The organism is Streptomyces lacaronensis (assembly GCF_047337785.1).
In the GTDB taxonomy this organism is placed as follows: domain Bacteria; phylum Actinomycetota; class Actinomycetes; order Streptomycetales; family Streptomycetaceae; genus Streptomyces; species Streptomyces lycopersici.
The window spans coordinates 3,821,711-3,847,925 of sequence record NZ_JBLHDK010000003.1; the positions used below are offsets into that span (position 1 = coordinate 3,821,711).

At 69.7% G+C, this 26,215-nt stretch carries 22 protein-coding genes and 2 pseudogenes; 9 read left to right on the plus strand and 15 right to left on the minus strand.

The genetic code is table 11. The annotated features are described in order from the left end of the window. Positions 1 to 74 precede the first annotated feature (74 nt). A complete protein-coding gene (locus tag ACMTAK_RS16040) occupies positions 75 to 560 on the plus strand; it encodes a hypothetical protein (RefSeq protein ID WP_413806865.1) in 486 nt (161 codons plus the stop codon). Here ACMTAK_RS16040 and ACMTAK_RS16045 read toward each other — a convergent pair. The 5 genes and pseudogenes from ACMTAK_RS16045 to eccB all read right to left on the minus strand — a co-directional run bounded on the left by ACMTAK_RS16045 (position 524) and on the right by eccB (position 7,083). Further along, positions 524 to 985, minus strand: coding sequence for a hypothetical protein (locus ACMTAK_RS16045; protein ID WP_413806866.1), 462 nt, complete (start codon positions 983 to 985; stop codon positions 524 to 526). The genes ACMTAK_RS16040 and ACMTAK_RS16045 overlap by 37 nt on opposite strands. 281 nt (positions 986 to 1,266) lie before the next feature. Next, complete coding sequence (locus tag ACMTAK_RS16050) at positions 1,267 to 1,752, minus strand: hypothetical protein (protein ID WP_413806867.1); 486 nt, start codon at positions 1,750 to 1,752, stop codon at positions 1,267 to 1,269. An 88-nt stretch (positions 1,753 to 1,840) separates the two neighbouring features. Beyond that, positions 1,841 to 3,687: pseudogene (locus ACMTAK_RS16055) on the minus strand (alpha/beta hydrolase). A 552-nt stretch (positions 3,688 to 4,239) separates the two neighbouring features. After that, a complete protein-coding gene (mycP, locus tag ACMTAK_RS16060; protein WP_413806868.1) occupies positions 4,240 to 5,499 on the minus strand; it encodes a type VII secretion-associated serine protease mycosin in 1,260 nt (419 codons plus the stop codon). 21 nt (positions 5,500 to 5,520) lie between these two features. Further along, positions 5,521 to 7,083: a type VII secretion protein EccB gene (gene eccB / locus ACMTAK_RS16065; protein ID WP_413806869.1), complete on the minus strand. Its 1,563-nt coding sequence runs from the start codon at positions 7,081 to 7,083 to the stop codon at positions 5,521 to 5,523. 181 nt (positions 7,084 to 7,264) lie between these two features. On the opposite strand from eccB, the gene eccE reads away from it, so the two are divergent. From eccE to ACMTAK_RS16080, 3 genes are all read left to right on the plus strand, one after another. Continuing rightward, entirely contained in the window at positions 7,265 to 8,608 is a 1,344-nt protein-coding gene (gene eccE, locus ACMTAK_RS16070) for a type VII secretion protein EccE (protein ID WP_413806870.1), read from the plus strand. After that, on the plus strand, positions 8,608 to 9,414 hold the full coding sequence (locus ACMTAK_RS16075; RefSeq protein ID WP_413806871.1) for a hypothetical protein: 807 nt from the start codon (positions 8,608 to 8,610) through the stop codon (positions 9,412 to 9,414). Before eccE ends, ACMTAK_RS16075 begins: the two co-directional genes overlap by 1 nt. Before the next feature lie 95 nt (positions 9,415 to 9,509). Next, complete coding sequence (locus ACMTAK_RS16080) at positions 9,510 to 9,740, plus strand: DUF397 domain-containing protein (RefSeq protein WP_037960661.1); 231 nt, start codon at positions 9,510 to 9,512, stop codon at positions 9,738 to 9,740. 83 nt (positions 9,741 to 9,823) lie between these two features. Here the strand turns inward: ACMTAK_RS16080 and ACMTAK_RS16085 are convergent, their stop codons facing one another. Continuing rightward, positions 9,824 to 11,203: an outer membrane protein assembly factor BamB family protein gene (locus ACMTAK_RS16085; protein WP_413806872.1), complete on the minus strand. Its 1,380-nt coding sequence runs from the start codon at positions 11,201 to 11,203 to the stop codon at positions 9,824 to 9,826. Between the two features lie 838 nt (positions 11,204 to 12,041). Here ACMTAK_RS16085 and ACMTAK_RS16090 point away from each other — a divergent pair. Then, positions 12,042 to 12,119, plus strand: a pseudogene (locus ACMTAK_RS16090) (SCO5717 family growth-regulating ATPase); the annotation flags it as partial. Between the two features lie 20 nt (positions 12,120 to 12,139). On the opposite strand, the gene ACMTAK_RS16095 reads toward ACMTAK_RS16090, so the two are convergent. Next, positions 12,140 to 12,463 (minus strand): hypothetical protein, encoded by a 324-nt coding sequence (locus ACMTAK_RS16095; RefSeq protein WP_413813278.1) that lies wholly within the window; start codon positions 12,461 to 12,463, stop codon positions 12,140 to 12,142. Between the two features lie 670 nt (positions 12,464 to 13,133). Between ACMTAK_RS16095 and ACMTAK_RS16100 the strand changes: the two genes are divergently transcribed. Continuing rightward, entirely contained in the window at positions 13,134 to 15,440 is a 2,307-nt protein-coding gene (locus ACMTAK_RS16100) for a MinD/ParA family ATP-binding protein (RefSeq protein WP_461773840.1), read from the plus strand. 165 nt (positions 15,441 to 15,605) lie between these two features. On the opposite strand, the gene ACMTAK_RS16105 is transcribed toward ACMTAK_RS16100, so the two are convergent. The 8 genes from ACMTAK_RS16105 to rimP form a co-directional block, all read right to left on the minus strand. Then, the gene (locus ACMTAK_RS16105) at positions 15,606 to 16,559 is read right to left on the minus strand and encodes a bifunctional riboflavin kinase/FAD synthetase (RefSeq protein ID WP_413806873.1); all 954 of its coding nucleotides are present in this window, start codon (positions 16,557 to 16,559) and stop codon (positions 15,606 to 15,608) included. A 247-nt stretch (positions 16,560 to 16,806) separates the two neighbouring features. Next, complete coding sequence (gene truB, locus ACMTAK_RS16110) at positions 16,807 to 17,730, minus strand: tRNA pseudouridine(55) synthase TruB (protein ID WP_413806874.1); 924 nt, start codon at positions 17,728 to 17,730, stop codon at positions 16,807 to 16,809. Next, positions 17,727 to 18,197: a 30S ribosome-binding factor RbfA gene (gene rbfA / locus ACMTAK_RS16115; RefSeq protein WP_413801700.1), complete on the minus strand. Its 471-nt coding sequence runs from the start codon at positions 18,195 to 18,197 to the stop codon at positions 17,727 to 17,729. The genes truB and rbfA overlap by 4 nt, the downstream gene beginning before the upstream one ends. Positions 18,198 to 18,269: 72 nt before the next feature. Then, the gene (locus tag ACMTAK_RS16120) at positions 18,270 to 18,566 is read right to left on the minus strand and encodes a DUF503 domain-containing protein (RefSeq protein ID WP_413806875.1); all 297 of its coding nucleotides are present in this window, start codon (positions 18,564 to 18,566) and stop codon (positions 18,270 to 18,272) included. A 122-nt stretch (positions 18,567 to 18,688) separates the two neighbouring features. After that, positions 18,689 to 21,802: a translation initiation factor IF-2 gene (infB, locus tag ACMTAK_RS16125; protein ID WP_413806876.1), complete on the minus strand. Its 3,114-nt coding sequence runs from the start codon at positions 21,800 to 21,802 to the stop codon at positions 18,689 to 18,691. A 152-nt stretch (positions 21,803 to 21,954) separates the two neighbouring features. After that, positions 21,955 to 22,242, minus strand: coding sequence for a YlxR family protein (locus ACMTAK_RS16130; RefSeq protein ID WP_413806877.1), 288 nt, complete (start codon positions 22,240 to 22,242; stop codon positions 21,955 to 21,957). A 96-nt stretch (positions 22,243 to 22,338) separates the two neighbouring features. Further along, the gene (nusA, locus tag ACMTAK_RS16135; protein WP_413806878.1) at positions 22,339 to 23,331 is read right to left on the minus strand and encodes a transcription termination factor NusA; all 993 of its coding nucleotides are present in this window, start codon (positions 23,329 to 23,331) and stop codon (positions 22,339 to 22,341) included. 2 nt (positions 23,332 to 23,333) lie between these two features. Beyond that, entirely contained in the window at positions 23,334 to 23,858 is a 525-nt protein-coding gene (gene rimP / locus ACMTAK_RS16140) for a ribosome maturation factor RimP (protein WP_413806879.1), read from the minus strand. A 137-nt stretch (positions 23,859 to 23,995) separates the two neighbouring features. Here rimP and ACMTAK_RS16145 point away from each other — a divergent pair, with 137 nt between their 5' ends. From ACMTAK_RS16145 to ACMTAK_RS16155, 3 genes are read left to right on the plus strand one after another with little or no spacing between them, the layout of a single operon-like run. Further along, positions 23,996 to 24,682: a hypothetical protein gene (locus tag ACMTAK_RS16145; protein ID WP_413806880.1), complete on the plus strand. Its 687-nt coding sequence runs from the start codon at positions 23,996 to 23,998 to the stop codon at positions 24,680 to 24,682. Between the two features lie 33 nt (positions 24,683 to 24,715). Continuing rightward, positions 24,716 to 25,219 (plus strand): ferritin-like domain-containing protein, encoded by a 504-nt coding sequence (locus ACMTAK_RS16150; protein ID WP_413806881.1) that lies wholly within the window; start codon positions 24,716 to 24,718, stop codon positions 25,217 to 25,219. A gap of 31 nt (positions 25,220 to 25,250) precedes the next feature. Further along, complete coding sequence (locus ACMTAK_RS16155; RefSeq protein ID WP_413806882.1) at positions 25,251 to 26,195, plus strand: aminoglycoside phosphotransferase family protein; 945 nt, start codon at positions 25,251 to 25,253, stop codon at positions 26,193 to 26,195. Positions 26,196 to 26,215: the final 20 nt, after the last annotated feature.

Genomic DNA, 26,215 nt, shown 5'->3' on the forward strand with positions numbered 1-26,215 from the left:
ACTTCATTACGGGGCGGAACGAACCCGGTTGGCAGGGGCGGAAAGTTCGGCTCCTCCAGGTCCTTGATCTCGGTATGCGCCGTCTCATAATACGAGTCCAGCTTGTCCATCTGCTGGAGCGCTTCAAGGTGGTGCTTGTCCGCGACCGCCTTTTCCGCATCGTTCTTGTGCTTCTTGTCGTCCGCCGCCGTCGGGGCCGGCATCGCTGCCTTGACCTCGGTCAGGCCCTGGCCCGCAGCAGTCATGTGTACGCCGACGAGCAGGGTGTACTCGGCCATCTTGTGGGTCTGTTTGGCTACCTCACGACCCCACTCACGGAAGGCGTCGGCGCCCTCACCCTCCCAGTGCACCCGCTCGGCGTGTGCCTTGAGTTCCTCCGCGATGGCACTGATGTCGTCGAAGGCAGCCGACAAAGCGGCCCCGACGTCGGTCAGCGCGCCCGGCTTCGCGGTCGCGACCATGTTGTAGAGCTCGTCGTGCGACCGATCCTCGAACTTCCCTCCGGCCATCTACCTTCTCCCCCTCACAGCGCGTCGCCCCCGACCTCTTTGCCGCCGTGATTCCCGCTCTGATCAGCGTGCTTCTCGGCGGGGTCACGGTAGTACTTCTGCGCGCGTGCCTGGATCTCCCGCATTCGACGGGCCTGTTCGGCGTCCATGCCGTCGAAGCCACGCTCGGCGACGATCGCCATGAGACCCATGGCCTCGATCTGATCGCCGAAGGACTTGGACAGGGTCTCCAGTCGCACGTGGACCTTCTCGTAGAGGTTGGCCAGGTCGTCAGCGGAGGTGAATCCAGTGCCCGAGCCGTACGCGTCCCTGGTGATGGACTGTTGCGAGATCGTCTTGCGGGATGCCGGGGACTTATCAAGGTCGGTCAGTACCTTGTCCAGGCGCTTCTTGAACTTGGCAAGCGTCTCGGCTTCCTTGACGAGCTTCTTGCCGAACGGCGTCTGTGGCTCAGACCCCGGCTCTATGGGCCTCACGCTGTCCCTCCCCGTATGACACCAACGATGTCCTAGCCCACTCTATCCATCAGCGTTGGACACCCCAACTGCCCCGTAGGTGCGGGCCGTCGACGGTTCAGTAACAGTCTCCTCCCCCAAACAAGGCATACGAGGCACACGCCACATCTGATGACACTAGCGACTTCACCACAGGCGCACATGAGTACGCATACCTATTTCGCAGGGCGAAAGCACCGCAGCTGTGCACGGCGGGGAGGTGGGCCGAAGTGGAGCCTCTGCCTCCAAGTCAAGTCGTATGGTCAGTACTCGTCCACGGTCTTGCCGTCGGGAACCTGGAAGCAGGCCGAGGTCAGAAGTACATAGATCAACGACTTGGGCGCCTTGGACCCGGTCTTGTCGCTCTCGTCGTAGAGATGGATGCTGACCGAGTACTGCTTCTTCGTGGAATCGGCGATGAGCTCAGGGCTTTTGCTCGGGCTCTTGTCCAGCCCGTATTTGACGATCTTCCAGCCCTTCTGCAGAAGATCTTCCTTGCGCTTCGACATTGCCTGCTTCATGTCCTTGACCGGCACGCCCCACAAAGACCAAGCATGGTTGATCTTGTAGAACTTTTCCTCATCCTTGCCGCCACAGCGGGCGACCGATGGCCCCGGTTTACTCGTCTTCCCACGCAGGTTAATCACATCGAAGATCTCGCTGGAAAGGCCAGCCGCTTCTTCCTCCGCGTCAGCAACGTGTCGCGTCTTCGGCGTGTAGCCCAGCTCGTCCTTCTTCTTGTCACTCATTCCCGAGCACCCTGCCAATGCAACTACCGCAGCCAGAGACATAATAATACCGAGGGGCGAAAGGATGCCGATTCGGCTGCCTGCGGAGCTAGTCACTGATTTGCACCTTGTCATGTCGCCCCACCACCACATTGGCCTGGTTGAGTAGACTTTGCGAACTGTCTTCGTCATTCAAGTCGTAATCCCAGTAGCCGCTGTGCCCCTCGGTGTCGGTCGTCATCTGATGCGCCCCGAATTCGACATCAGCGGGAATGATGGGCATGTCCGCGTCCTCCCAGAAGCGACTGCTCTTGTCACCACCGTGGAATGCACGACCAAGTTCAGGTACTGGATCTCCATCAGCGTACTCGTTCCAGACATGCCCCTTGGGTACGTCCAGGTCCTCTGCACTGCCGACCTGGACACCCGGGCTTCCGGCGAAGATGATGTCGTCCGCATTCAGGTCGCCCTGACGTGCTGCGGAACCGATGAGGGTGGATCCGTAGGAGTGGCCTATCGCGGTGACGTGGCTATCCGTCCCCGACTCACTCGATGCGTTCAGACCATCGACGAACTGGTTGAACGCGGGTGCGCCGGTATTCGCGTACCCGGGGCGAGTGGCGTCTGTGACAATGTTCTGCGGGGCGTCGTAGCCAAGCCAGGTGATGGTCCAGACCTGTTGCCCGGGCGCCAGTGGTTCGGATGCATGCCACAAGTTGGTCATGCGATTGATGTCCCCATGAACTTTACTGAGGTTCGAGGTTGTGCCAGGGACATAGACGGCGGTGTGGTCGGCCGTGTCTGGATTTCCATTGGCGACAATCGCACGCCCTCGTCCTTCGGGGCTGAAACCGAGCAGGTATGCCTCCGGCAATTCCTTTCGACCGGTCTGGTCGAATCGATCCTGAATGGCATCCATGCCCTTCAGGGCACCTTCCAGACGTTTCTTCTCTCCTTCATACTTATGGTGCCAGTCAAGCCATTCCTGAGTGTAGGCCGTAGCGTTGGGACCGAGATCCCTGAATTTCGTGGGTTCTTTTGGAATCGCGTCAAGCCGAATCTGGTAGTCGGCTCGTTTTTCCGCCAGGTTAATGCGGTTCGCCTCATCACGGACATCCGCAGGAATACCATCCACTTTGCCGAGGCTGGCGGGGTACATGGCGGCATAGTCGGCCTTCTCCTGATCGGAAAGCCCCTTCCACCATTTCGCATTATCGTTGGGACTACCGTCCTTGGGCGGATGCTTGATGTCGTCGAGGTAGTCTTTGGCTCCGCTGCGGACACCGCTCGTGTCCTCTGGGCGTCGGTCCAGTCGTAACGGGAAGCGTGCAGGTCGTCGTCGGCCTTCAACTTGCGTAGCTTGGGAGCCCACTTCTCGTCCGCCTGCGTGACGTCATCGACGGCTTGGGCGATGCGGTTAGCGATGACCACCGCACGGCCGAAGTTCGGATTGGGGTGGATGTTCCCCGCCTGGCGTTCCAGAGCGTCGGCGGCGTCATTCGCGTCGCCGGTCGGGTCGATCGGCTGGTTCGTCGGCTTGCCCTTCGCGCTGCCCGTGACCGTGCCGCCATCCGGCACTTTGCCGTCGACCTTGTCGCCGGCCGCCGGGTAGCTCACCGAGCCATCGGAGCCCACCATGAATTTCTCCGCCTCGGCGTCCGCCACAGCGGCGTCGAGCTTGTCCTTGGCTGCCCGCAGTTCGTAGGCCAGAGAGTTAAGCGCGGTGGCGATGAGGGCACATTCGACCTGGGTGTAGTGGAAGTTCGTCGCCAGCTTCCGGAGCTGCACCACCGCGGCGTCAACCGCCTCGCCCTCGAGCGTCTTCCGCATGCCCGCGGCTATCCGCTGCTCGAGGTCGTCCTTGGCCTGACTGGCCATGTCGCCGACGGTCCGATAGCCACCCGCGGCATCCTCGAACTCCGACGGCTTCAGAGATTTGAGAGTCGCGTGATCCACTGGTCCGCGTCACCGACCCCGACTCTCACCGCCGACAGGCTTCGTGTCCTTGTAGAGGACGTCCAGCCCGTCGAACGCGCACTTGGTGGCCTCGTCGTTCTTGTACTGGTGATCCCCGGCTCTCTCAAGCCGGTCCTGAATCGCCCCGCACTTCCCACTCACGGCCTTCAGGTAGCGCTTCCAGGAGTTGTAGAGCTCCCGCTGAGCCGCCGCGCTCTCGATGCCGCCGCTCTTGCTGCCCGCGCCCAGGCCGGTCTGGTCCCCCTCCAGCTTCGTCAGCGCGGTCTCGATGTCCCCCCCGGAGTTTGCCGACGCTCCGACCGGCTGCGGTCCAGGCGTTCTTGCTGGACTTCAAGTTGCCCGATCCGCCTTGCTCCCAGCCAGGCTTGTTGTCGGCGCTCGCAAGGCTCATCCCGGTGTCACCGGACGCCTCCCGCTTCGCCTGCGCCCATTCCGCCTCGAACGTCGACATACGCTCCCCGATCCCCCCGACTCACAGTTACGTCAAATAGCTCAGTGTAGATGACGCTTCGCAGACGTCCATGAGTACTCCTACTCAGCCATGCCGGAGCGCCGCCGCCTCCGTTCGTTGAGAACTGCCGCCAGGCCCGCGATGCCCGCCGCCACGATGGCAGCGGCGCCCACGGAGTACGTCGCGAGGCGTTCCTTGCGCTCCTGAGGGGTCTCACCCAGGGGCATGGGAGCGGGGTCGGGCGCGGCGACGTCGTGGGCTGAGCCCTTGTCCAGCGTGACGTGGTCGATGCGGGTTTCGTCGTCGGTGAGGGCGCGGACAGGGTCGACGACCCCCCAGCCGATGAAGCGGTCATGGTGGTTGACGGCGCGTTCAGCGGTCTGCTCGATCTGGGCAACCACCTCGTCCTGGTGCCACTCCGGGTGCTTGGCGCGGATCAGGGCGGCGACGCCGGCGACGTAGGGCGCGGAGAAGCTGGTGCCGTTGTCCACGCATTGGCCGCCCTTGGGGACGGTGGAGACCATTTCCACGCCGGGAGCGGCGACATCGACGAAGTCGCCGGGCTGGGAGAAAGGAGCGCGTTCGTTGTTGCGGTCCGAGGCGCCGACGGCGAGGACGCCGTCGTAAGCGGCCGGGTAGGTCTTCTTGACCTTGCCGTCGAGACCGTCGTTTCCGGCGGAGGCGACCACGACTACATCCGCTCGCAGCGCGTTCTCAACAGCTTGCTCTAGCGTGCTGTTCGTCTGGAGCGGCTTGACGGTGTCCTGGGAGATATTGATGACGCGGGCTCCCGCGTCCACCGCCCAGTCGATAGCCGTGGCCATGGTGTCGGTCGTCCCGGAGCCATTTTCATCGTTCTGCCGGATCGGGATGATCTTGGCTTTCGGTGCCATGCCGATGAATCCCGTGCCCGAGCGCGGGCGGGCGGCGATAATGCCGGCGACCTTGGTGCCGTGGCCGACCGAGTCGTCCGTCCCGTCGCCCTTCTTCCCCTTGGACAGACTCTTCTTGCCGCCCTTACGGACCTCCTTGCCCTTGCTGGTGTCGACAGCGTCCTTGAGCTGAGGATTGGTGTTGTCGACGCCGGTGTCGATGACGGCGACTTTGACCGGACGGCCCTTCGAATCCAGCCCCTTGGTGTCCTGCCACAACTGGTCGAGCATGACCCGCTGGAGGGACCAGGGGGTGCCCTTTATCTGTTTGGCGGGGTAGGTGCATTCGCCACTGCCCGCGAGGGACAGTTCCGGAGCCGCGGAGGACGATGCCGGTCCGCCTGCCGCCGTCAGTGCCATGAGGACGGTCGCCGCCGACAGGGCGAGGGGTTGGATGGTGCGCCTCATGTGTTCGGGCTTCCTCATGTCCTATGAACCCTGGGGCTGCTTGGCACTGTTGGCGTCGAGACGTGGACCGGTGGGCAGGAATTCGGACCAGTCCACGGGCACCGGAGTCGGTTTGACGTCCTGGTATCCGAGGCTGCGCTGGGCCATGTTGACGTCCTGCTGGGTCTGAGTGGCCTTGTCCTTGTCCGAGCCTTGGTCACCGATTTTCGACTTGCCGGAATCGCTATCGTTGTTGGACTGGACCGAGTAGCGAAGACCGGTGTCGGTCACCAGGAAGACCGGACCGTTCTTGATCTGTCGGCCGCTCACCTGGCGGTAGAGCACTCCCGACCCCGGGGTCACATAGGCGCTGGTGGCGCCGTCCGGGATGGTGGCCGGGAAGTCCTTCCCAGCCCAAGTCGCCACCTTGGCACCGCCCTTGGTGGTCACCCCGTCCAAGATGCTGCAACTGGTGTCCCGCGCTCCGCTGCCCAGCGCGAGATCGACGGAGTTGGCCTGGCTCGGGATTTCGCTGGGCCAGTGGTACTGGCCATAGAAATCGTTCTCCGTGTCCGGGTTGAACGACTGGGCCGCCACTCGCTTGGCCATACTCGCCTCATTGATAGAGGTCTTACTCCTGAGTAGGAGCTTGGCCACGAACTCGGAGACACGTTGGACCTTTCCCGGCAGCACCACGTACTTCTGGGTGCTGGCTCCGGTGGGCGCTTCGAGCACCATGCCGACCCGGTTCGCCTCGCCGAGGCTCGGGACCCCGGCGTCATCCCCGATCTGACCCGGGACCTGCGGAAAGTCGATTGGTGCCCCGTCCCTGAAGGTCGCCAGCCAGTCCTTGGTGACTCGCTGCGGCTTCGCACCGTCGTGAAAGATCGAGCGTTGTAGAAGATTGGCGTCCTCGGCAGACTTGGCCTTCCAGTCCCGACCGCCGATCAAATACTTGACACCCCGGGGGTCAACGAGATAACGGGCGCCGTCCTGACCCTGCACGTAGAGGGCCTGGCCACCGTGGAGCGCCTGGGATCCATGCAGCTTCTTGAGCTTCGGGTCCCGGTCGGAAAAGAGGAAGACGGCCTTCTGTGTGGTCTTCCCATTGCCGCCCGGCTGTTCACAAACCGCCCACGTCATGCGCTTCTTCGCCTCGTCCGCACTGGGGATGCGGTCCGGTGCGTACGGAATGCCGATCGTGGGGCCTCGCGGGATGTGGCCGTCGTCCAGCTCCGACTCCTTCACTTTGATGATGCTGGACTTCTCGGGGGCGAGCAGGAGCTTGGCGGAGGCGAGGTTCAGCACCGGGTGGAGTTGGGGCTTGCCGCCGGTCTTCAGGATGACGTACCGAGTGGTGGAGTCACTGCCGACGATGACATGCGATTCCGGTGTGTCCCACCCCTTGGGGGCGACGGGCTTGAACATCCCCCAGGCGCCGAAACCGGCGAGGATCAGGGCCCCGACGACGACTCCGGGAAGGACCGCGCGCAGCGGACGCGGCGCACCCTCCTCCGTGCCGCTCGGCGTGGGTTGCAAAAAGGCGGCGACTGTCCGCTTCTTCGCATAGATATAGGCGTTGAGTTCATCCCGCCGTGATGCCATTTTTAGCCGCTTCTCCCCGCTTTTCGGCCTCGGTAGTCAGGTGGCCTGCCCTCGGTCCTGGCGTCGTACCGACCCTCTACTATGCCGGTAGTGAACTGGCTCATGCCGCCCGGGGACACTCACCGGGGCAACGGCGACCGGGCCGTTCGGGCCGGTTTCGGACATTAGGGGGCTGACGGGGATGGCTGCCGCAACGCGCGCACGTGCCGCGAGGAGCGCGTCCGGCCGAGGGGCACCGAGCGGACCCCGTCCGCCCGCACCCGCTGACGCTCCCCCGACAGCGGCTCCCATCACCTCCACCACCCCCCGCACGATGTCCCGGCCCGGCAGCATCGGCCCCCTGCGGCTACAGCAATTCGTGTTGATCGAGGTGGCCGCGGCGATCGTGCTGGCCGCCGGGGTGGTCGACAAGCTCCTGCTGGTGCCCGCTGGAGTCGTGGGTGTCGTCCTGGTTCTGCTGGCCGTGGTCACGCGTCATCAGCAGCCGATACCGGAATGGCTGAGCACCGCGCTCGCACTTCGCAGGCGCCAGCGGCAGGCGGCGAAGCCGCTCGACGCGGGCACGGACCCCGGTTTCACACCGGCCCTGGAGTGCGAACCGGCCCTGCGCACCTATACGTTCACCGATCGCGAGCGGCGCATGGTCGGCTTGGTGGGCGACGGCACATTTCTGACCGCGATCCTCCAGGTGGACGCCACGGACTCACCGCTGCGCCCGCACCGTATGCAGCGTCCGCTGCCGCTTTCGCTGCTGCGCGACGCCATGGACGTCGACGGAATCCTGCTGGAGTCCGTGCAGGTGGTGCAGCATGCGTTGCCGGCACCCGCACCCCAGCTGTCGGCGCAGACGGTGCCCGTGCGCAACTACGGGCCGCTTCAGGAGCAGACCGGCGCGCCCGCGGTCCGTCTGACGTGGGTGGCCCTGAAGTTCGACCCGGAGCTCTGCCCGGAGGCCGTCGCGGCCCGGGGCGGGGGCCTCGAAGGCGCGCAGCGGTGTGTGCTGCGGGCGGCGGATCAGCTGTCGAGCAGGCTACAGGGGGCGGGGTTCGGCGTGACGCTCCTGCCGGAGGAAGGCGTGACGGCGGCGATCGCCACCGCCGCGAGCGTCAATCCGAGGGCGACGGCGCAGGCCCGGCAGACCAACACGCTCAGTCGACGCACGGTCGAGAGCACACGGGCCTGGCGCTGCGACGACCGGTGGCACACCACTTACTGGGTCAGCAGGTGGCCACAGTTGGGACCGGGAGCCACGCCCCTTCCCCAACTGGCCGCGCTGCTGACCTCACTGCCCGCCCTCGCGACCACGCTCAGTCTCACCCTGCGACGGGGTGGGACGCAGAGCGGCCGCCCCGCGCCCACGGTGAGCGGGCATGTGCGGATCACGGGTCATAGCGCGGACGACCTGGTCGCGATGAGGCGCGAGCTCCAGCGCACCGCCCGTGGGGTGCGGGTGGGTCTCGCCCGGCTGGACCGCGAGCAGGTACCCGGCGTACTCGCCACTCTGCCCCTGGGAGGGACCCGCTGATGGCCATGCCGACGACCGTCTCAGGTGGCCCTTCCTACGCCCCGGCCTCCACACCTGGCCATATGCCCGGTCAGCCGGACGAGCCCGTGGCTCCCGCCCCGCACAGGACGCGACGGGGATTCGGGCTGATCGGACCCCGGCGTCAACGACATGAGCTCCCCCCGGAGCAGTTCGACGCACTGGCGCTGCCGATCGGCGACGACGGGGTGGTGATCGGTGTCGGCGCGCGGGACCAACCCGCCGTGCTGGGCCTGCACCGTCCCACACCCTTCAACGTGGTCCTGGTCGGAGGGCTGTGGACGGCGCAGGTGATCGGGTTGCGAGCGGTGGCCACGGGCGCCCGGGTCACCGTTGAGACCGGCCGTCAGCAGATGTGGGCGTCATTGGCACAGGCCGCGAACGGCGGGTACCAGAGCATGACGCTCCACGATGTGGGACGTGTGCCACCGCAGGGGCCGTCGATCGGCAGTCCCGTTCTGGTGATCCGTGACGCGGGCATGCGACCGCCGCGCGGGCGGGTGACTTCGGCGCCGTGGCAGTCCGTGCTGACGCTTCTGCCCTACCTGAGCCCGGTCGCCCCCCGGCTCATGGAGAACGCGGACCTGGTGGGCGTCCAGCGGGTGTCCCCCGAGGAGGCCACCCAGGTCGGACGCATCATGGGACTGCCGTCCACGGATGTCGAATCACTGTCCACGCTTCCGGACGGGGTCACTCTTTGGTGTGATCGTCAGTCGCGGCTCTACGTGGCGACGCATCCGACTGACATCGAATCCGGCCTGCTGGGTGGGCCTCGCCGCATGGACTGACGGTGTTCGATTGCCGCCGCGCACACGGTGGATGAAACTGTCAGCCAAGCACCAGGCGGGCTTGTCTCCGCGGTACCCGAAGGGATTCTCCACCAATGGCCGATGCCAAAGAGAAGGAAGAGCTGTACGCCCTCGACATCTCCGGTGTTGAGTGGCTCAGCGCACCTGGCAGCAGCTCCGAAGACCGGGTGGAGATCGCCTACCTGCCGAACGGGGCAGTGGCCATGCGGAATTCCACCGACCCCGAGACCGTGCTGCGCTACACGGAGGCCGAATGGCGTGCCTTCGTCCTGGGCGCGAGGGATGGCGAATTCGATCTGAGCTGAGGAGCGCGGGTGCGGGGGCGGACGCCGGTCGGAGTCCGCCCCCGCGGTCGTGTCCCACCGCTCGGCCGTCGTTCGGCCGCCGCTCAGCGGCCGAAGGCCAGCAGTAGGTTTTCGGCGGTGGTGTCGGTGCCGGTGATGCGGTTGGTGGCGATGTAGAAGTTGCCGTTGCGGTAGGTGTGGGTGGCCGAGTAGAAGTCGCGCTCTGCTTTTTGGGTGGCCTGGGGGAGGCGTAGGAGGGTTTTGGGCTTGCCGCCGCTGGGATCGATGCGGACTATTCGGCCGGGGGCGGTGTATGTGGGCTTTTCGTAGGCGATGAGGTTCTTACCGTCCATGTTCAGCGGGAGCAGGAGCCGTTCGGCCACCTTGACCGCCCATTTGCGCTTGCCGGTGGTGAGGTCGAAGGCGTGGATCTCGCTTGTGGAGCCCAGGCCGTGGTCCTGGGTCATCTCGGTCGGCAGGTAGAAGGTGTCGGCGGAGACGGCGACGCCCTCGCAGTTGCCCATGTTGGTGCCGAAGATGTCCGTGCCGCACTCCGGCTGGTAGGACTGCTCGCCCAGCGCGAGGGTCGAGCGTTCCTTGCCCTTGTCGGAGAGGGCCAGGATGCCTCCGGAGCGTCGGTCCTGGTCAATGAGGGCCACCACAGCGGGGCTGCTGGAAAAGATATTGCTGACCTTGAAGCCCTTACGGATGGTGTAGGTCCACTTGATCGAGCCGCTGGGGGTGAGCTGCTGGAGCTTGGCGGTGCCATTGGAGCAGGAGTAGGCGCGCAGCAGGACCCTGCCGCCCGCGTAGCCGTCAATGGAGCAGCCTGCGCTCGGCTTTTCGGGTGAGACTTCCTGGCCGTCGCTGACCTTGATGACGGCGGAGCCGCCGAACCAGGCCATGCCGACGAGATTGCCGCTCTGCGCCATGCCCACGTTCGTGTAGCCACCGCCCAGGGCGTCACGCTCGGGGGCGGGATGGTCCCAGAGCTTGATGCCCGTGTTGAGGTCGATCAGGGCGAGTTGGCTGCAAGAGTCCTTTCCATGGCCCGCATAGGCGACCACGACCTTGCCGTCGGTCGTGGAGGTGGGAGCGGCGCAGACCGCCTTGGGGAGCGAGAGGGTCCACTTGCTGCCCCCTTCGTCCTCGTACGCGACGATCTTGTTCTCGACCGCCTTGACGACATAGCCCTTCATCGCCCAGAAGCCGGGCACTTCGAGGTTGCTCTTGCTGACCTGGGGCGCGGGCTTCTGGTAAAGGACCTTGGCCTCGCCTGCCCGGCGCTGGTCGTTGGGGTCGCTTTCGCCGTTGCCGCGGCCGCCGGTGTTGTCGCCGTCACCGGTCGTCGACTCGGGTGTCGGGTCCTGTGTCTTGGAGTGGCTCGGGGTGGTCGTCGTGGAACTCGCGGTGGGGTTCTTACCGCCGTCATCACCGCCCACCGCTGCGTACACCCCGCCACCGGCCGCGAGCAGTACCGCCACCGCCGCGCCGACGATGACAGCCTTCCGCTTCGGAGTCCGGCCACCGCCGGCGGGCGGAGACGTGTCGTACGGGCCGCCGGGCAGTGGGATGTACGGGCCGCCGTACTCCGGCCGGCGTGCGTACGGATTCTGGGCGTACGGGTTCGACGGGTCCGGGCCCGGGGGCTCGCCGGGCGGTGGTGGGGTCGGGCTCGGCGGGAGGGCGCCGTCCCATATCTGGGGCGGAGTGCGGCCCGTCGACGGAGCTGATGGGAGCCTCTGGGGCGCGGGGGGCGGCGTGGGCGGCGTTGGAGGTCTCCGCGGCGAGCCGAGGCCGCCCTGTCCGGGCTCCCGGGGCTCCTGGGGCTGATCGGGCTGATCGGGCTCCTGAGGCTCTGGGGGCGGTGGGCCGAAGCCACCGGAGGGCGGCTGGTTGGGTGGCCGGGGCGGCTGCGGCATCTGCGCCTACCTCTCACAAGAGTCCACCGACCGGTCAGCCTCCTCCCCGCGATCCGGTCGGCGGCACCGGCCGGAAAGGGGCGACATGGTCGCAGGTCCCACTGTGCAACGGCATTCGAGCGGGGATTCTTTGTACCACCGGACGCTTGGACTTCTCCCCGCGGTTGCCGGGTACGTACCGCCGTAAGGCACGGTGAGGTCTCGGACAGCTTCGAGTGGCGGATGGGCCTGCCCCCTCGGCGCTCATGGTGATTAGTCTTGGGGTACCCGGTGGAGCGCCCGTTCAGGGGCCCCCGGCGTCACAAAAGGGGAAAGCCGAACGGTCGGACGACAGTAGCGATCGGCAACAGATCGGCCTCGCCAAGAATTTCAAGGGTGTTCGACCACACCAGGAGGCATTGTGAGCAGCGATCGGGACGAGATCCGCACGGGCGGAAACACACCCGGCGATGATCGGTCCGACGCGGAGACCGAGCACACGGGCGAGTTCACCATCGACTACACCCCACCCGCCTGGTACACGCAGAACGCTTCGTCGTCCACACCGTCCGCCACGGCCCCCACGTCGACCGGCGGTTCCGGGGGGAGCGGGACGGGCGCCGGTGCGGGGATGCCGGGTCCGCCGCCTCCGCCGCCCACCGGCAGTCCGGTGCCCGTGCCGGGGGTGCCGGAGCCAAGCGGTTTTCCGGGTGCCTGGCCGCCGCCGGCCCCGGTGCCCTCCTCCGATGTCGCGTCGGACGCCTCCGAGGTGGAGGAGGTCCCCGCGCGGAGGGAGGACGAGGCACGGTCGGAACCGGAGAACAGAGAGTCCGACTCGGGCATTCGTATGTCGTCTTTGTCTGACTCTGGGTCGGATTCGATTGGTGCCGCGCCCGCGGGTGACAGCGTTACGGATGGCGGCGTTTCGGACAGGGCTGAGTCCGAGCCCTCCTACGAGGTTTCCGCTCCGGCTTCCGACGTCGAGACGGAGGATTCGGCTGCGGCTTCCTCTTCCGCTTCCGCTCCCGTCGATGACGACTTCACGCTGGCGCCCGCCGCTGCCGCGCGGGACGACGACGCCTTCCGGCCGGACTCGGATTACGCCTCCGATGCGGGCTCCGACGAGGGCGCGAACGGCGATCTGGGCAGCCCCTCCACCGTGCGGTTCTCCACCGCCTCGCTGCGGCGCGAGATCGCCGAGAGGCGGAGTGAGGAGTCCGGGGCCGGGGTCGCTGATTCCGGCTCCGGTTCTGATTCCGGTTCTCCGTCCGGTTCCGGTTCTGCTTCGGGCTCCGGTTCCAGCTCTCCTTCCGGTTCCGGTTCTCCGTCCGGCTTCGATTCCGATTCCGGTTCCGACTCTGAGTCCGGGTCCGGGTCTGAGTCCGGGTCCGGGTTTGCGTCCGGTCCCGGTTCGGACGGCGATCCCGGCTCTTCGGACTCGGACGACCGTACGGACGACGATGCGCGCGGCGAGGGCACACTGCGCTTCTCCACGGCCGCGCTGCGGCGTGAGATGGAGGAGTTGCGGCAGGCGAGCGCCGAGCCTCAGGACGCGGTTCCCGAGGACGCGGTCCCCGAGGACGCCGTGCCGCCGAGCGCGCCGTCGCCCGAGCAGCCCGCCACCACCTGGGCGCCGCCGCCCGCTCCGCAGTCGGGGCTGCCGCCCCTGCCGCCGGACTTCCAGCCCGCGGCGCCCGAGGACGCCCCACCGGCTCCGGGTCCCGCCCCGGTTCCGGAGCAGCGGACGGATGGGCCCGCCACCCCGGCTGCCGGAGTGCCGCTCCCGCCCCAGGACACCTCCTGGGCTCCGCCCCCGCCCCAGGCGCAGGGCCGGCCCGGACAACCCGCAGCCGGGCCGGGGCCGCAGGGCGGATACGGCTATCCGCGTCCCGGTGAGGGCGCTCCCGGTGCGATCCCCGGCCAGCCCGGTCCGGCCCCGCTGCCGGATCAGGCCCCGGGGGCGCAGCCCCCGGGGGGCAACGTGCCCGGCCCGCAGGGCGGTTACCAGCAGCCCGGCCCGGGCGTACCGGGTCCCGGTCCGCAGGGTGCCCCGGCTCCGCAGGGGCCCCACTACGGCTACCCGCCCCCGGGGGCCCAGCCCGCGCCCGGCCCGGGCGGCCCGGGACAGGGCCAGGGGCCGGCGCCGGTCCCGGGCGGTTACGGCTTCCCGCAGCCGCCCGCCCCGGACCAGCAGGGCCAGGGCCCGTACCAGCAGCCCCCCGCACAGCCCTACCCCACGCCCCAGCCGGGGCAGGCCGAGCACCCCGGACAGCCCGGCCAGCCCACCCAGCCGATGTACCCGGGCCAGCCCGGACAGCCTGCCCAGCCCGGACCGTACGCGCCGAACGGCCCCGTCCAGGGTCAGCCACCGCATGACCCCCAGGGTCAGCAGTTCCCCGGGCCTCAGGGTCCGGGCGCGCAGGGTGGATACGGCTTCCCGCGGCCCGGCGACGGCGGTCCCGGGCCCGTGCCCGGGCAGCCGGCGCAGCCACAGCCGCATGACGGCTACGGCTATCCGCGCCCGGACGCCCAAGCCGCCCCGGCGGCCCCGGCCGACCCTCGTACCGGCGGCTGGCCGACCGTGACGCCCGACCAGCGGCGCCAGGCCGGAGGCGCGGGGGCGCCGCTCGGGTACACCGCCGCGGTCGAGCTCTCCTCGGACCGGCTGATCAAGGGCAAGCAGAAGCCGAAGAAGAACACCCCCGGCCCCTCCCGCTTCAAGCTCGGCGGCAAGAAGGAGGAGGCGGAGCGGCAGCGCAAGCTGGAGCTGATCCGCACGCCGGTGCTCTCCTGCTACCGCATCGCGGTGATCAGCCTCAAGGGTGGCGTCGGCAAGACCACGACGACCACCGCCCTCGGCTCGACCCTGGCCATCGAGCGCCAGGACAAGGTCATCGCGATCGACGCCAACCCGGACGCGGGCACCCTCGGCCGACGGGTCCGCCGCGAGACCGGTGCGACCATTCGCGACCTGGTCACGGCGATCCCGTACCTCAACAGCTACATGGACATCCGGCGGTTCACCTCACAGGCGCCGTCCGGGCTGGAGATCCTCGCGAACGACGTGGACCCGGCGGTCTCGACGACGTTCAACGACGACGACTACCGCCGCGTCATCGACGTCCTGGGCAAGCAGTACCCGATCATCCTCACCGACTCGGGCACGGGCCTGCTCTACAGCGCCATGCGCGGCGTCCTCGATCTCGCCGAACAGTTGATCATCATCTCCACGCCCTCGGTGGACGGCGCGAGCAGCGCCAGCACCACCCTGGACTGGCTGTCCGCGCACGGCTACGCGGATCTGGTCTCGCGGAGCATCACGGTGATCTCCGGGGTCCGGGAGACCGGCAAGATGATCAAGGTCGAGGACATCGTGTCCCACTTCGAGACCCGCTGCCGCGGGGTGATCGTCGTGCCGTTCGACGAGCATCTGTCGGCGGGCGCCGAGGTGGACCTGGACATGATGCGGCCCAAGACCCGTGAGGCGTACTTCAACCTCTCGGCCATGGTCGCGGAGGACTTCACCCGCGCCCAGCAGGAGCAGGGTCTGTGGACGGGCGACGGAGGAGCCCAGCCGCCGCAGGTGGCCCCGCCGCTGCCAGGACAGGCCCAGCAGCAGCCCTATCCGGGCGCCTACGCGCCTCAACAGGGCCAGCAGCCGCAGTACCCCGGGTACCCGCAGCAAGGCGGCCAGCAGGGCTGGCAGCAGTCCTATGAGCAGGGGCAGCAGCCACAGCCCGGCCAGCCGTGGCAGCAGGCCCAGCCGGGTCAGCCCGGGCAACCGGGGCAGCCCTGGCAGCAGCAGCCCCCGCAGCAGTAGCGAGCGAAGAAGCGAACGCGCCCCGTGGACCGGTGATCCGGTCCACGGGGCGCATTCGCGTCTCTCCCGTTCACCACGCGGCGCACGGCGCCTCAGCGCCCCCCTCAGCGGCTCCCGTACGCCCCCGCGGCTCCCGTAAGCCTCAGCCGCCGCCGTACGTACGCCTCAACGGCTCCCGTGCTCCTCCACAAGCTCCCGCGCCCGCTTCACATCGGCCGCCATGCGCTCCAGCAGCGCCTCGATCGAGTCGAACTTCTCCTGGCCCCGCAGATAGGCGAGGAAGTCGACCTCGACATGGAGTCCGTACAGATCCAGTCCGACCCGGTCGATCGCATACGCCTCGACCGTTCGCTCGGTCCCGTCGAACTGCGGATTGGTGCCGACCGAGATCGCCGCGGGCATCGCCTCGCCCCGCGCCGTCAGCCAGCCGGCGTAGACGCCGTCGGCCGGGATCGCGGTGTGCGGCAGCGTCTCCAGGTTGGCCGTCGGGAAGCCCAGCTCACGGCCGCGCTGCGCACCGCGCACCACCACGCCCTCGACCCGGTGCGGCCGGCCGAGAACCTCCATCGCGCCCGTGACATCGCCCTCCGCGACCAGGCGGCGCACCAGCGTGGAGGAGAACGGCTCGCCGCCGCCCGCCTCGCCGCGCTCGTACAGGTCGATGACCTCGACCTCGTAGTCGTAGGTGGTGCCGAGCTCGCGCAGGAAGGCCACGTTTCCGGCGGCCTTGTGACCGAACCGGAAGTTGGGGCCCTCCACCACGACCTGGGCGTGCAACTTGTCCACCAGCACCTTCACCACGAAGTCGGCGGGGGTGAGCCGCGAGAACTCCGCCGTGAACGGCAGGATCAGCACCGCGTCCACACCCAGCCCGGCCATCAGCTCCGCACGCCGCTGGTGCGTGGCGAGCAGCGGCGGATGGCTGCCGGGCCGCACGACCTCGCTCGGATGCGGGTCGAAGGTGACCACGACCGCCGGTACGCCCAGCTCACGCGCCCGTGCCACGGCACGGCCGATGATCAGCTGGTGCCCTCGGTGCACCCCGTCGTAGGAACCGATGGTGACGACGCTGCGCCCCCAGTCCTCGGGGATGTCCTCCAAGCCACGCCAGCGCTGCACTTTGCCCGCTCCTCGCCCGAACCTTCGTCTGTCGACTTCGCAGGTCTAAGACTGCCATGCCCCGGGCGCCCGCCTCGCATCGGTGGCCGCCTCAAGCGCCCGGACCGGCCGGAAAGCCACGGTAGGCGGCCGATCCCGGCGCGTGCAACGCGGCCCGGAGTCGGCAATGACACACCGGCGCCGCACCGGCCGGGCCGGGGCTCCGACACCGTCAATGCCGTCAACGCCGTCAATGGCGTCGACGCCGTCATACGAAGACGGCCAGGCTCTTCGCCTTGCCCTTCGACTCCTCCACCAGGGCCAGAAAGCGCCCCTCCGGCCCGAAGACCGCGACCGGCCCCGGCCCCGGCCCCGTCTCCCCCGACGGCATGTCGATCCGCACCCCATTGCCCAGCAACCGGGCCTGGCGCTCGTCCACGTCCCAGCGCGGGAACGCGGCGGCCGCCGCCTCCGCGATGGGCAGGATCTCCAGCGACTCCTCCAGCCGCTCCAGCGTCCTGGCCGCCTCCAGCCCGTATGGACCGACCCGGGTCCGGCGCAGGGCCGTGAGATGGCCGCCCACGCCGAGCCCTGCGCCCAGGTCGCGCGCCAGGGCCCGGATGTAGGTGCCGGAGGAGCACACCACCGTGACGTCCAGGTCGAGGACGGTGGTGCCGTCCTCCGCCTGGGCCTCGCGGCGGTCGTGGAGGACGAAGGAGGAGACGGTCACCGGCCGCGCCGGGATCGCGAACTCCTCGCCCTCCCGCGCCCGTGCGTAGGAGCGCTTGCCGTCGATCTTGATGGCGCTGACCTTCGAGGGGACCTGCTGGATGTCCCCGGTCAGCGCCTCGATCCCGGCCTGGACGGCGCCCGGGTCGACCCCGGCGGCGCCGTCGGAGGCGGTGTTCTCGCCCTCCGCGTCATCGGTGACCGTGGTCTGCCCGAGCCGGATGGTGGCCCGGTACTCCTTCTCGGTCAGCGCCAGATGGCCCAGCAGCCGGGTGGCCTTCTCCACGCCGACCACGAGCACGCCCGTGGCCATCGGGTCCAGTGTCCCGGCGTGGCCGACCCGCCGGGTGCCGGCGAAGCGGCGCATCCTGGCGACGACGTCGTGCGAGGTGAAACCGGCCGGTTTGTCGACGATCACCAGGCCGTCCGGTGCCCCGGAACCGGCCCTGCCGTTGCGCGTCATGCGTCCGCTGAACCCTTGCCGTCCGTGCCGGGCTCCTCGTCGTCCTCCTGGCCGGGCTTGCGGTACGGGTCGGCCTCGCCCGCGTAAGCGGCGCCCGAGGACGCCTCGCGCACCTGGGCGTCCGCCTCCCTGGCCTTGGCGAGCAGATCGTCGATGGTGCGGGCGTTCTCCGGCAGCGCGTCCGGGACGAACGTCAGGGTCGGGGTGAAGCGCACCCCCGTCTGGCGCCCGACCTCCGACCGCAGCACGCCCTTGGCGCTCTCCAGGGCAGCGGCGGAGGCCGCCCGCTCCTCGTCGTCGCCGAAGACCGTGTAGAAGACGGTCGCCTCCCGCAGATCACCGGTGATCCGGGTGTCGGTGATGGTCACATAGCCCAGCCGCGGGTCCTTGATCCGCCGCTGCAGGGTCTCCGCGACCACGACCCGGATGCGGTCCGCCAGCTTGCGTGCCCGCGCGGTGTCGGTCATGCGTCTTCTTCTCTCTTCTTCGCGTCAGTCATCGATGGCCGGGGGCGCGGTCTGCGACCACCGGTCCGGCCCTCATTCATCATCGCCACTGTGGAACCGCCGTCGCACGGACAGCAGCTCCACCTCCGGCCGCGCCGCCACCAGCCGCTCGCAGCGGTCGAGCACCTCCCTGAGGTGGCCCGGGTCCCCGGAGACCATCGCCAGGGCGATCTGGGCCCTGCGGTACAGATCCTGGTCGCCGACCTCCGCCACGCTCACCGCGAACTTGCGGTGCAGCTCGGCGACGATCGGGCGGACGACGGAGCGCTTCTCCTTCAACGACCGTACGTCGCCGAGAAGCAGGTCAAAGGACAACGTCCCTACATACATGCGGTCCGGGTCAAGCCACCCGTGGGGCCTTCGTGATTGCGGGCTTCTCGCACCGTACACGCAAGGGCCGGGGCCGATCGACGGAAATTCCTCCGCCGATCGGCCCCGGCCGCCGCCGCTTGTCAGCCGCGCGGCTTCTCGCGCATCTCGTACGTCGCGATGACGTCGTCGATCTTGATGTCGTTGTAGCTGCCGAGGTTGATACCGCCCTCGAAGCCCTCGCGAATCTCGGTGACGTCGTCCTTGAAGCGGCGCAGGCCCTCGATGTTGAGGTTCTCCGCGATGACCTTGCCGTCGCGGACGAGGCGGGCCTTGGTGTTCCGCTTGACCTCGCCGGAGCGGATGAGCACACCCGCGATGTTGCCCAGCTTGGACGAGCGGAAGACCTCGCGGATCTCCGCCGTACCCAGCTCGACCTCTTCGTACTCCGGCTTGAGCATGCCCTTCAGGGCCGCCTCGATCTCCTCGATCACCTGGTAGATGACCGAGTAGTAACGGACGTCCACACCCTCGCGCTCGGCCATCTGCGTGGCACGCCCGTCTGCGCGCACGTTGAAGCCGATGACGATGGCGTCCGAGCCCGTCGCCAGGTCGATGTCGGTCTCGGTGACCGCACCCACACCGCGGTGCAGCACCCGCAGGTCCACCTCTTCGCCGACGTCGAGCTGGAGCAGCGAGGACTCGAGAGCCTCCACCGAACCGGACGCGTCGCCCTTGATGATGAGGTTGAGCTGCTGGACCTGACCGGCCTTGAGCACCTTGTCCAGGTCCTCCAGGGAGACCCGGCGGGTGCGCTTGGCGAAGGCCGCGTTCCGCTCGCGGGCGGCGCGCTTCTCGGCGATCTGGCGGGCGGTCCGGTCCTCGTCCACGACGAGGAAGTTGTCACCCGCACCGGGCACGTTGGTCAGACCGAGCACCAGGACCGGGGTCGCCGGGCCGGCCTCCACCACGTTGTTCCCGTTGTCGTCGAGCATCGCCCGGACTCGGCCGTACGCGTCGCCGACGACCATCGTGTCGCCGACCCGCAGGGTGCCGCGCTGGACCAGCACGGTGGCCACGGCGCCGCGGCCGCGGTCGAGGTGGGCCTCGATCGCGATGCCCTGTGCGTCCTGCTCCGAGTTGGCCCGCAGGTCGAGCGAGGCGTCGGCGGTGAGGACGACGGCCTCCAGCAGGCTGTCGATGTGCAGACCCTGCTTGGCGGAGATGTCGACGAACATGGTGTCGCCGCCGTACTCCTCGGCCACCAGGCCGTACTCGGTCAGCTGACCGCGCACCTTGGTCGGGTCCGCGCCCTCGACGTCGATCTTGTTGACCGCGACCACGATCGGCACATCGGCCGCCTTGGCGTGGTTCAGCGCCTCGATCGTCTGGGGCATCACACCGTCGTTGGCCGCCACCACGAGGATCGCGATGTCGGTCGACTTGGCACCACGGGCACGCATGGCGGTGAACGCCTCGTGACCCGGGGTGTCGATGAAGGTGATCCTGCGCTCTTCGTCGTTGACCTCGGTCGAGACCTGGTACGCACCGATGTGCTGGGTGATGCCGCCGGCCTCGCCCGCGACCACGTTGGTCTTGCGGATCGCGTCCAGCAGTCGGGTCTTACCGTGGTCGACGTGACCCATGACGGTCACCACCGGCGGACGTGCGGAGAGCATCTCCTCGCCGCCCTCGTCCTCGCCGAACTCGATGTCGAAGGACTCGAGAAGCTCGCGGTCCTCCTCCTCCGGGCTGACGATCTCGACGTTGTAGTTCATCTCGTCGGCGAGAAGCTGAAGCGTCTCGTCGGAGACGGACTGCGTCGCGGTGACCATCTCGCCGAGGTTGAGCATGACGGCGACCAGCGACGCCGGGTTGGCGTTGATCTTCTCCGCGAAGTCGGTGAGGGAGGCACCCCGCGACAGCCGGACCGTCTGGCCGTTGCCGCGCGGCAGCATCACGCCGCCGACCGACGGGGCCTGCATGGCCTCGTACTCCTGGCGCCTCTGCCGCTTCGACTTACGGCCACGACGCGCCGGACCGCCGGGACGGCCGAAGGCGCCCTGCGTGCCACCGCGGCCACCGGGACCGCCGGGACGGCCGCCGAAGCCGGGACGGCCACCGCCGCCGCCGAAGCCGCCACCGCCGCCGGGACCCCCCGGACGGCCGGCGAAACCGCCGCCGCCACCGGGACGACCGCCGCCGCCACCGCCGGGACGGCCGGCGAAACCGCCGCCACCACCGGGACGACCGCCGCCGCCGGGACGACCGCCGCCGCCGGGACCGCGACCGCCACCGCCGCCGGGGCCCGGCCGCGGGCCCGCGGCCGGACGCTGCGGCATCATGCCCGGGTTCGGACGCGCGCCACCGGGACCCGGACGCGGGCCGCCACCCTGGGCGCCCTGCGGACGGGGCATCTGGCCCGGAGTGGGACGGGGACCGCCGGGACCGCCCTGGCCACGGCCCGGACCGCCCTGGCCGCCGCCCTGCGGGCGGGGACCGCCGCCGGGCTGGCCGCCGGGACGCGGGGCGCCGCCGGGACGAGGCGCCTGGGGGCGCGCCATACCGGTGGAGCCGCCGGAGGTGAAGGGGTTGTTACCGGGACGGGGACCGGCCGGACGGGGACCACCCGGACGCGGACGCTCCTGACCCGGACGCGGGCCGCCACGGCCACCCTGGCCGCCCTCGCGCTGACCACCCTCGCGCTGGCCGCCCTGGCCCTGGCCCGGTGCGCCCGGACGGGCGCCGGGGCGCGGACCGGAAGCGGCACCCGGCTTGCCGGGCGCGCCCGGCTTGGCCGCGGCGGGCTTGGGCGCGGGGGTCGGCGGCGCGGTGAACTCGGGCTGCGCCGGAGCCGCCGGCGCGGGACCCGGCTTGGGGCCGGGGGTCGGACGGGCAGCCGGCGTGGGACGCGGGCCCGGAGTGGGCGCGGCGGAGGGGGTGCCGCGCTGGCCCTCGGGGGCACCGGCCGGCTTGGGGCCGGGCGCCGGGGGCTTGGGGGCGGCCGGACGGGCCGCCGCCGCCGGACCTGGGGTCGGCGGCTTGGGCGTCGCCTTTCGCGGCGCCGATGGCTTACCGGCGGCGCGGCCGGAGCCGTTGCCACCCTGGAAAGCGTCAGTCAACTTGCGGACAACCGGCGCCTCGATCGTCGAGGACGCCGAACGTACAAATTCACCGAGTTCCTGGAGCTTGGCCATGACGACCTTGCTCTCGACTCCGAACTCCTTGGCGAGTTCGTATACCCGGACCTTAGCCACTTCGCTCCTTTTAGGTCCGGGTTGTCGCCGGACCGTCGCTACTTCATGGGCGTACTCATCGCGTACTCATCGAGTGCTCATCGCAATCTCGACCTACTTCCGACTCGCGAGGTACCTGACCGCACGGTGTCCCGTGCCGTTCTTTCAACTACTCAGGGTGTCGCCTGTTCACCCTGCTCGACAAACCGGCGGAGCGCCGTGGTGTCGAGCGCTCCCGAGCCCCTGAAGGCCCGGGAAAAGGCCCGGCGGCGAACCGCCAGGTCAAGGCAGACCCGTGTGGGGTGAACATAAGCACCCCGACCGGGGAGCGTACCGCGCCGGTCGGGGACACAAACACCCTCGACAGCCACGATGCGCAGCAGATCGTTCTTGGCCGCCCGATCCCGGCATCCCACACAGGTTCTCTCAGGGCAGGCACCAGCTCGCGTGCGGCCAGACACTGGTTAAGTCTACCTCCCCGTACCGACCTCATCCCCTGGGGGGAGTGATCGAACCGTCACTCGATTTGGCCCGGATCCCGGGGAATCCGGCCTGAATCAGCCTTGATCGCCCGACTGCTCGGTGTCCGGCCGGATGTCGATCCGCCAGCCGGTCAGCCGCGCCGCCAGCCGGGCGTTCTGCCCCTCCTTGCCGATGGCGAGCGAGAGCTGGTAGTCCGGCACGGTGACCCGGGCCGAGCGGGCCGCCAGATCGACCACCTCGACCTTGCTCACCCGCGCGGGTGACAGCGCGTTCGCCACGAGCTCAGCGGGCTCGTCCGACCAGTCGACGATGTCGATCTTCTCGCCGTGCAGCTCGGCCATCACGCTGCGCACCCGCCCGCCCATCGGGCCGATGCACGCGCCCTTGGCGTTCAGCCCCGCACGGGTGGACCGGACCGCGATCTTGGTGCGGTGACCCGCCTCACGGGCGATCGCCGCGATCTCCACCGAGCCGTCCGCGATCTCCGGCACCTCGAGCGCGAAGAGCTTCTTGACCAGATTGGGATGCGTACGCGAAAGAGTCACCGACGGTCCGCGCACGCCCTTGACGACTCGTACGACGTACGTACGCAGCCGGGTGCCATGGGCGTAGTCCTCGCCCGGGACCTGCTCCTGCACCGGCAGGATCGCCTCGAGACGGCCGATGTCCACCAGCACGTTCTTGGGGTCCTTGCCCTGCTGGACGACGCCGGCGACGACATCGCCCTCCCGCCCCGCGTACTCGCCGAAGGTGATCTCCTCCTCGGCGTCCCGCAGCCGCTGGAGGATGACCTGCTTCGCGGTCATGGCGGCGATCCGGCCGAAGCCGGAGGGGGTGTCGTCGAACTCCTGGGGCTCCTGCCCCTCCTCCAAGTCCTCGGCGTCCTCACGGGCCCATACGGTCACATGGCCGGTGTCGCGGTTGAGCTCCACGCGGGCCCGGCGGCGGCTTCCCTCAGTGCGGTGATAGGCGATGAGGAGGGCCGATTCGATCGCCTCGACCAGCAGGTCGAAAGAGATCTCCTTCTCCCGCACCAGACCCCGCAGGGCACTCATGTCGATGTCCACGGCTACGCCTCCTCCTTGCTCTCGTCGTCGTCGCCCGCGGCCTTGTCCGCGGACTTGCGGTTGAACTCGATCTCCACCCGGGCCTTGGAGATCTCCTCGAAGGCCAGCCGCCTGGCGGTGGGCTTGCGCCCCTTCACACCGGGAACCTCCAGGTCGAGGCCCTCGTCGTCCACCGAGACGATCCGGGCCACCAGCTCGTCGCCGTCGCCGAGGCGCGCTCTCATGAGGCGGCCGGCGGCGCGGCGGTAGTGGCGAGGCTCGGTCAGGGGGCGCTCGGCGCCGGGAGAGGTGACCTCGAGGACGTACGCGGTCTGGCCCATGGCGTCCGTGTCGTCGAGGGTCTTGGAGATGTCCCGGCTCAGCTCCGCACACGTGTCCAGCTGGACGCCGTCGTCGGAGTCCACGACCACTCTCAGCACACGCCGTCGCCCGGCCGGCGTCACCTCGACCTCTTCCAGATCCAGGTCTCGCGCGCTGACGAGCGGTTCCAGCAGTCCGCGCAGCCTCTCGCTCTGGGTGGTGCTCATCCGGGTGACTCCTCGGCCGCGTGTGCTGTTGTGGGAAGGTCGCGTGTCAGGTCAAAGCCTATCTGTTCCGGCGGCGGGCTGACGATTCGGTGGCCGCTGCCGGGCAGACGGCCTCGGCGCGGGTACGCTCGCCTGCTGTGATCACTACCGGCGGCCGGGAGCGGCCGCAGCCCGGAAAGAGGAACGTGTCGATCACCACTCCCCCGCCCCGTGTCACGGCCGCGCCTGACGCGGTGTCCGCGATCCCCGCCGCGTCTGCCGCGTCCGCGGTGTCTTCGGCGTCCGCCGCCTCTTCGGCCTGCGCCGAGCCGGTGCCCCGGCGGCGGAGTCTGCTGCTGGGCGGCGGGGCGCTGGGGGCCGTCGCGCTGCTGAGCGGCTGCTCCGGCGACCCCGAGTCCCGGCGCGAGGCGGACGGCGGGGCGGACGTCGCGCTGCTGCGGGCGCGGGGCGCGCGGGACTCCACCGCACTCCTCGCGCGCTACGACGCGACCGTGGACGCGCACCCCGCCCTCGCGGACCGGCTGGCGCCGCTGCGGGAGGAGACGGCCCGGCATGTCGCGGCCTTCACCGCCAAGGGCCGGTCCCCCTCCCCCTCCGCGACCGTGTCGCGCTCGCCGTCGGCGGGCGGGCGGCGGATGCCGAAGGTCCCGAAGGACGAGAAACAGGCCCTCTCCGCCCTCGTCCAGGCCGAGCGCCAGACCGCCGACACCCGCACCGCCGCGCTCACCACCGCGCCGCCCGAGCTGGCCCGGCTGCTGGCCTCCGTCGCGGCCTGCGGCGCCGCCCACGTGTATCTCCTCACGCAGCGCGACACGGACTCGTGATCACGCTCGGGACCACCGGGAAGGGGTACTGACATGGCCGCTCGAGCAGACCGCCCGGCCGTCGGCGAACGAGCCGCGGCGCTCAGGGCCGCGCAGGCGGCGCTCGCCGCCGAGCACGCCGCGGTGTACGGCTACGGCGTCGTCGGCGGGCGGATCGGCGACGACCGGCTCGCGGAGGCGCGCGAGGGCTACGCCGCGCACCGCGCCCGCCGGGACGAACTCGCCCGCACCGTGCGCGACCTCGGCGGCCGCCCCACCAGCGCGGCGCCCGCCTACGCCCTGCCCTTCGCGGTACCGGACGCGCCCGCCGCGGTGCGGCTCGCGGCCGAGCTGGAGAATCGGGTCGCCGCCGTCTACGCCGACCTCGTACGGGCCTCGGCCGGATCCCTGCGCCGCCAGGCGGCGGGCGCGCTGCGGGAGGCGGCGGTCCGGGCGGTGCGCTGGCGGGGCGGCGGCGTAGCCTTCCCTGGGCTCACCGAACGGGCCGCACCGGCCACTCCGTCGGCGTCGCCGAGCGGTGGGTCGGACGGGGTATGACGTCACTGATGGTGGAGGGGACAGCTCAGGAATGGCATCGGCACCACGGCCCGGCGGCCGCGATACGGACCGCGTCCCCGTGCCGAAGCGGCTTCTGGACGCGCTGAGCGACGACCCCACGAGCGCCGCGCGGAGCTGGCTGGACGTCCTGCCGGGGACGGCGGAGCGGCAGCTGGCGGCCTGGGAGCTGACCCTGGAGCGGGTCGCGACACCCGGGGGGCGTCGCGGGCTCGTCGCGCTCGTACGGCAGGCGGACGGCACCCCGGCGGCGCTGAAGTTCCCGGTCCCCGGTCCGGACGCGGACCGTGAGCGGGCCGCCCTCGCGCACTGGAACGGCTGGGGCGCGGCCCGGCTGCTGCGCGCCGACCCGGACACCGGTGCGCTGCTGCTCGAGCGGCTGCACGGCGCGGTGTCGCTGCGCTCGCTGCCCGAGCCGAAGGCGCTGCTGGAGGCGGCGGGCACGGTGCGGCGGCTGTGGGTGCCGCCGCCCGAGGGGCATCCGTTCGCGTCGGTCACCGGGCGTACCGAGGAGGAGCACGAGATCCTGCGGATGCTCGGCGCCGGGGACTGGGCGGCGGACGCCCGCCCGCTCACCGACGAGGCGCTGGAGCTGCGGGCGGCGCTGCCCGCCGAGCCGCCCGAGGAGGTGCTGCTGCACGGGGCCTTCCGGCAGGGGAAGGTGCTGGCCGGGGAGCGCGCGCCCTGGCTCGCGGTGGGTCCGGCGCCGCTCGTGGGCGAGCGCGCGTACGACCTGGCACGGCTGGTGCTCGACCGCTGCGAGGATCTGGCCGCGGGCCCCGGCCCCGCCGCGGCCGCGCGCCGTCGGGTCGCCAAGCTGGCGGATTCCCTGGACGTCGACCGCGACCGGCTGCGCGGCTGGTCCCTCTACCGCGCCGTCGAGACGGGCCTGCGCCACGCCGCCGCGGGTGACCGCCGCCGCGCGGAGCTGCTGCTGGAGTTCGCGGGCTGGCTCTGACGGGGCTGCTCGGCCCGGCC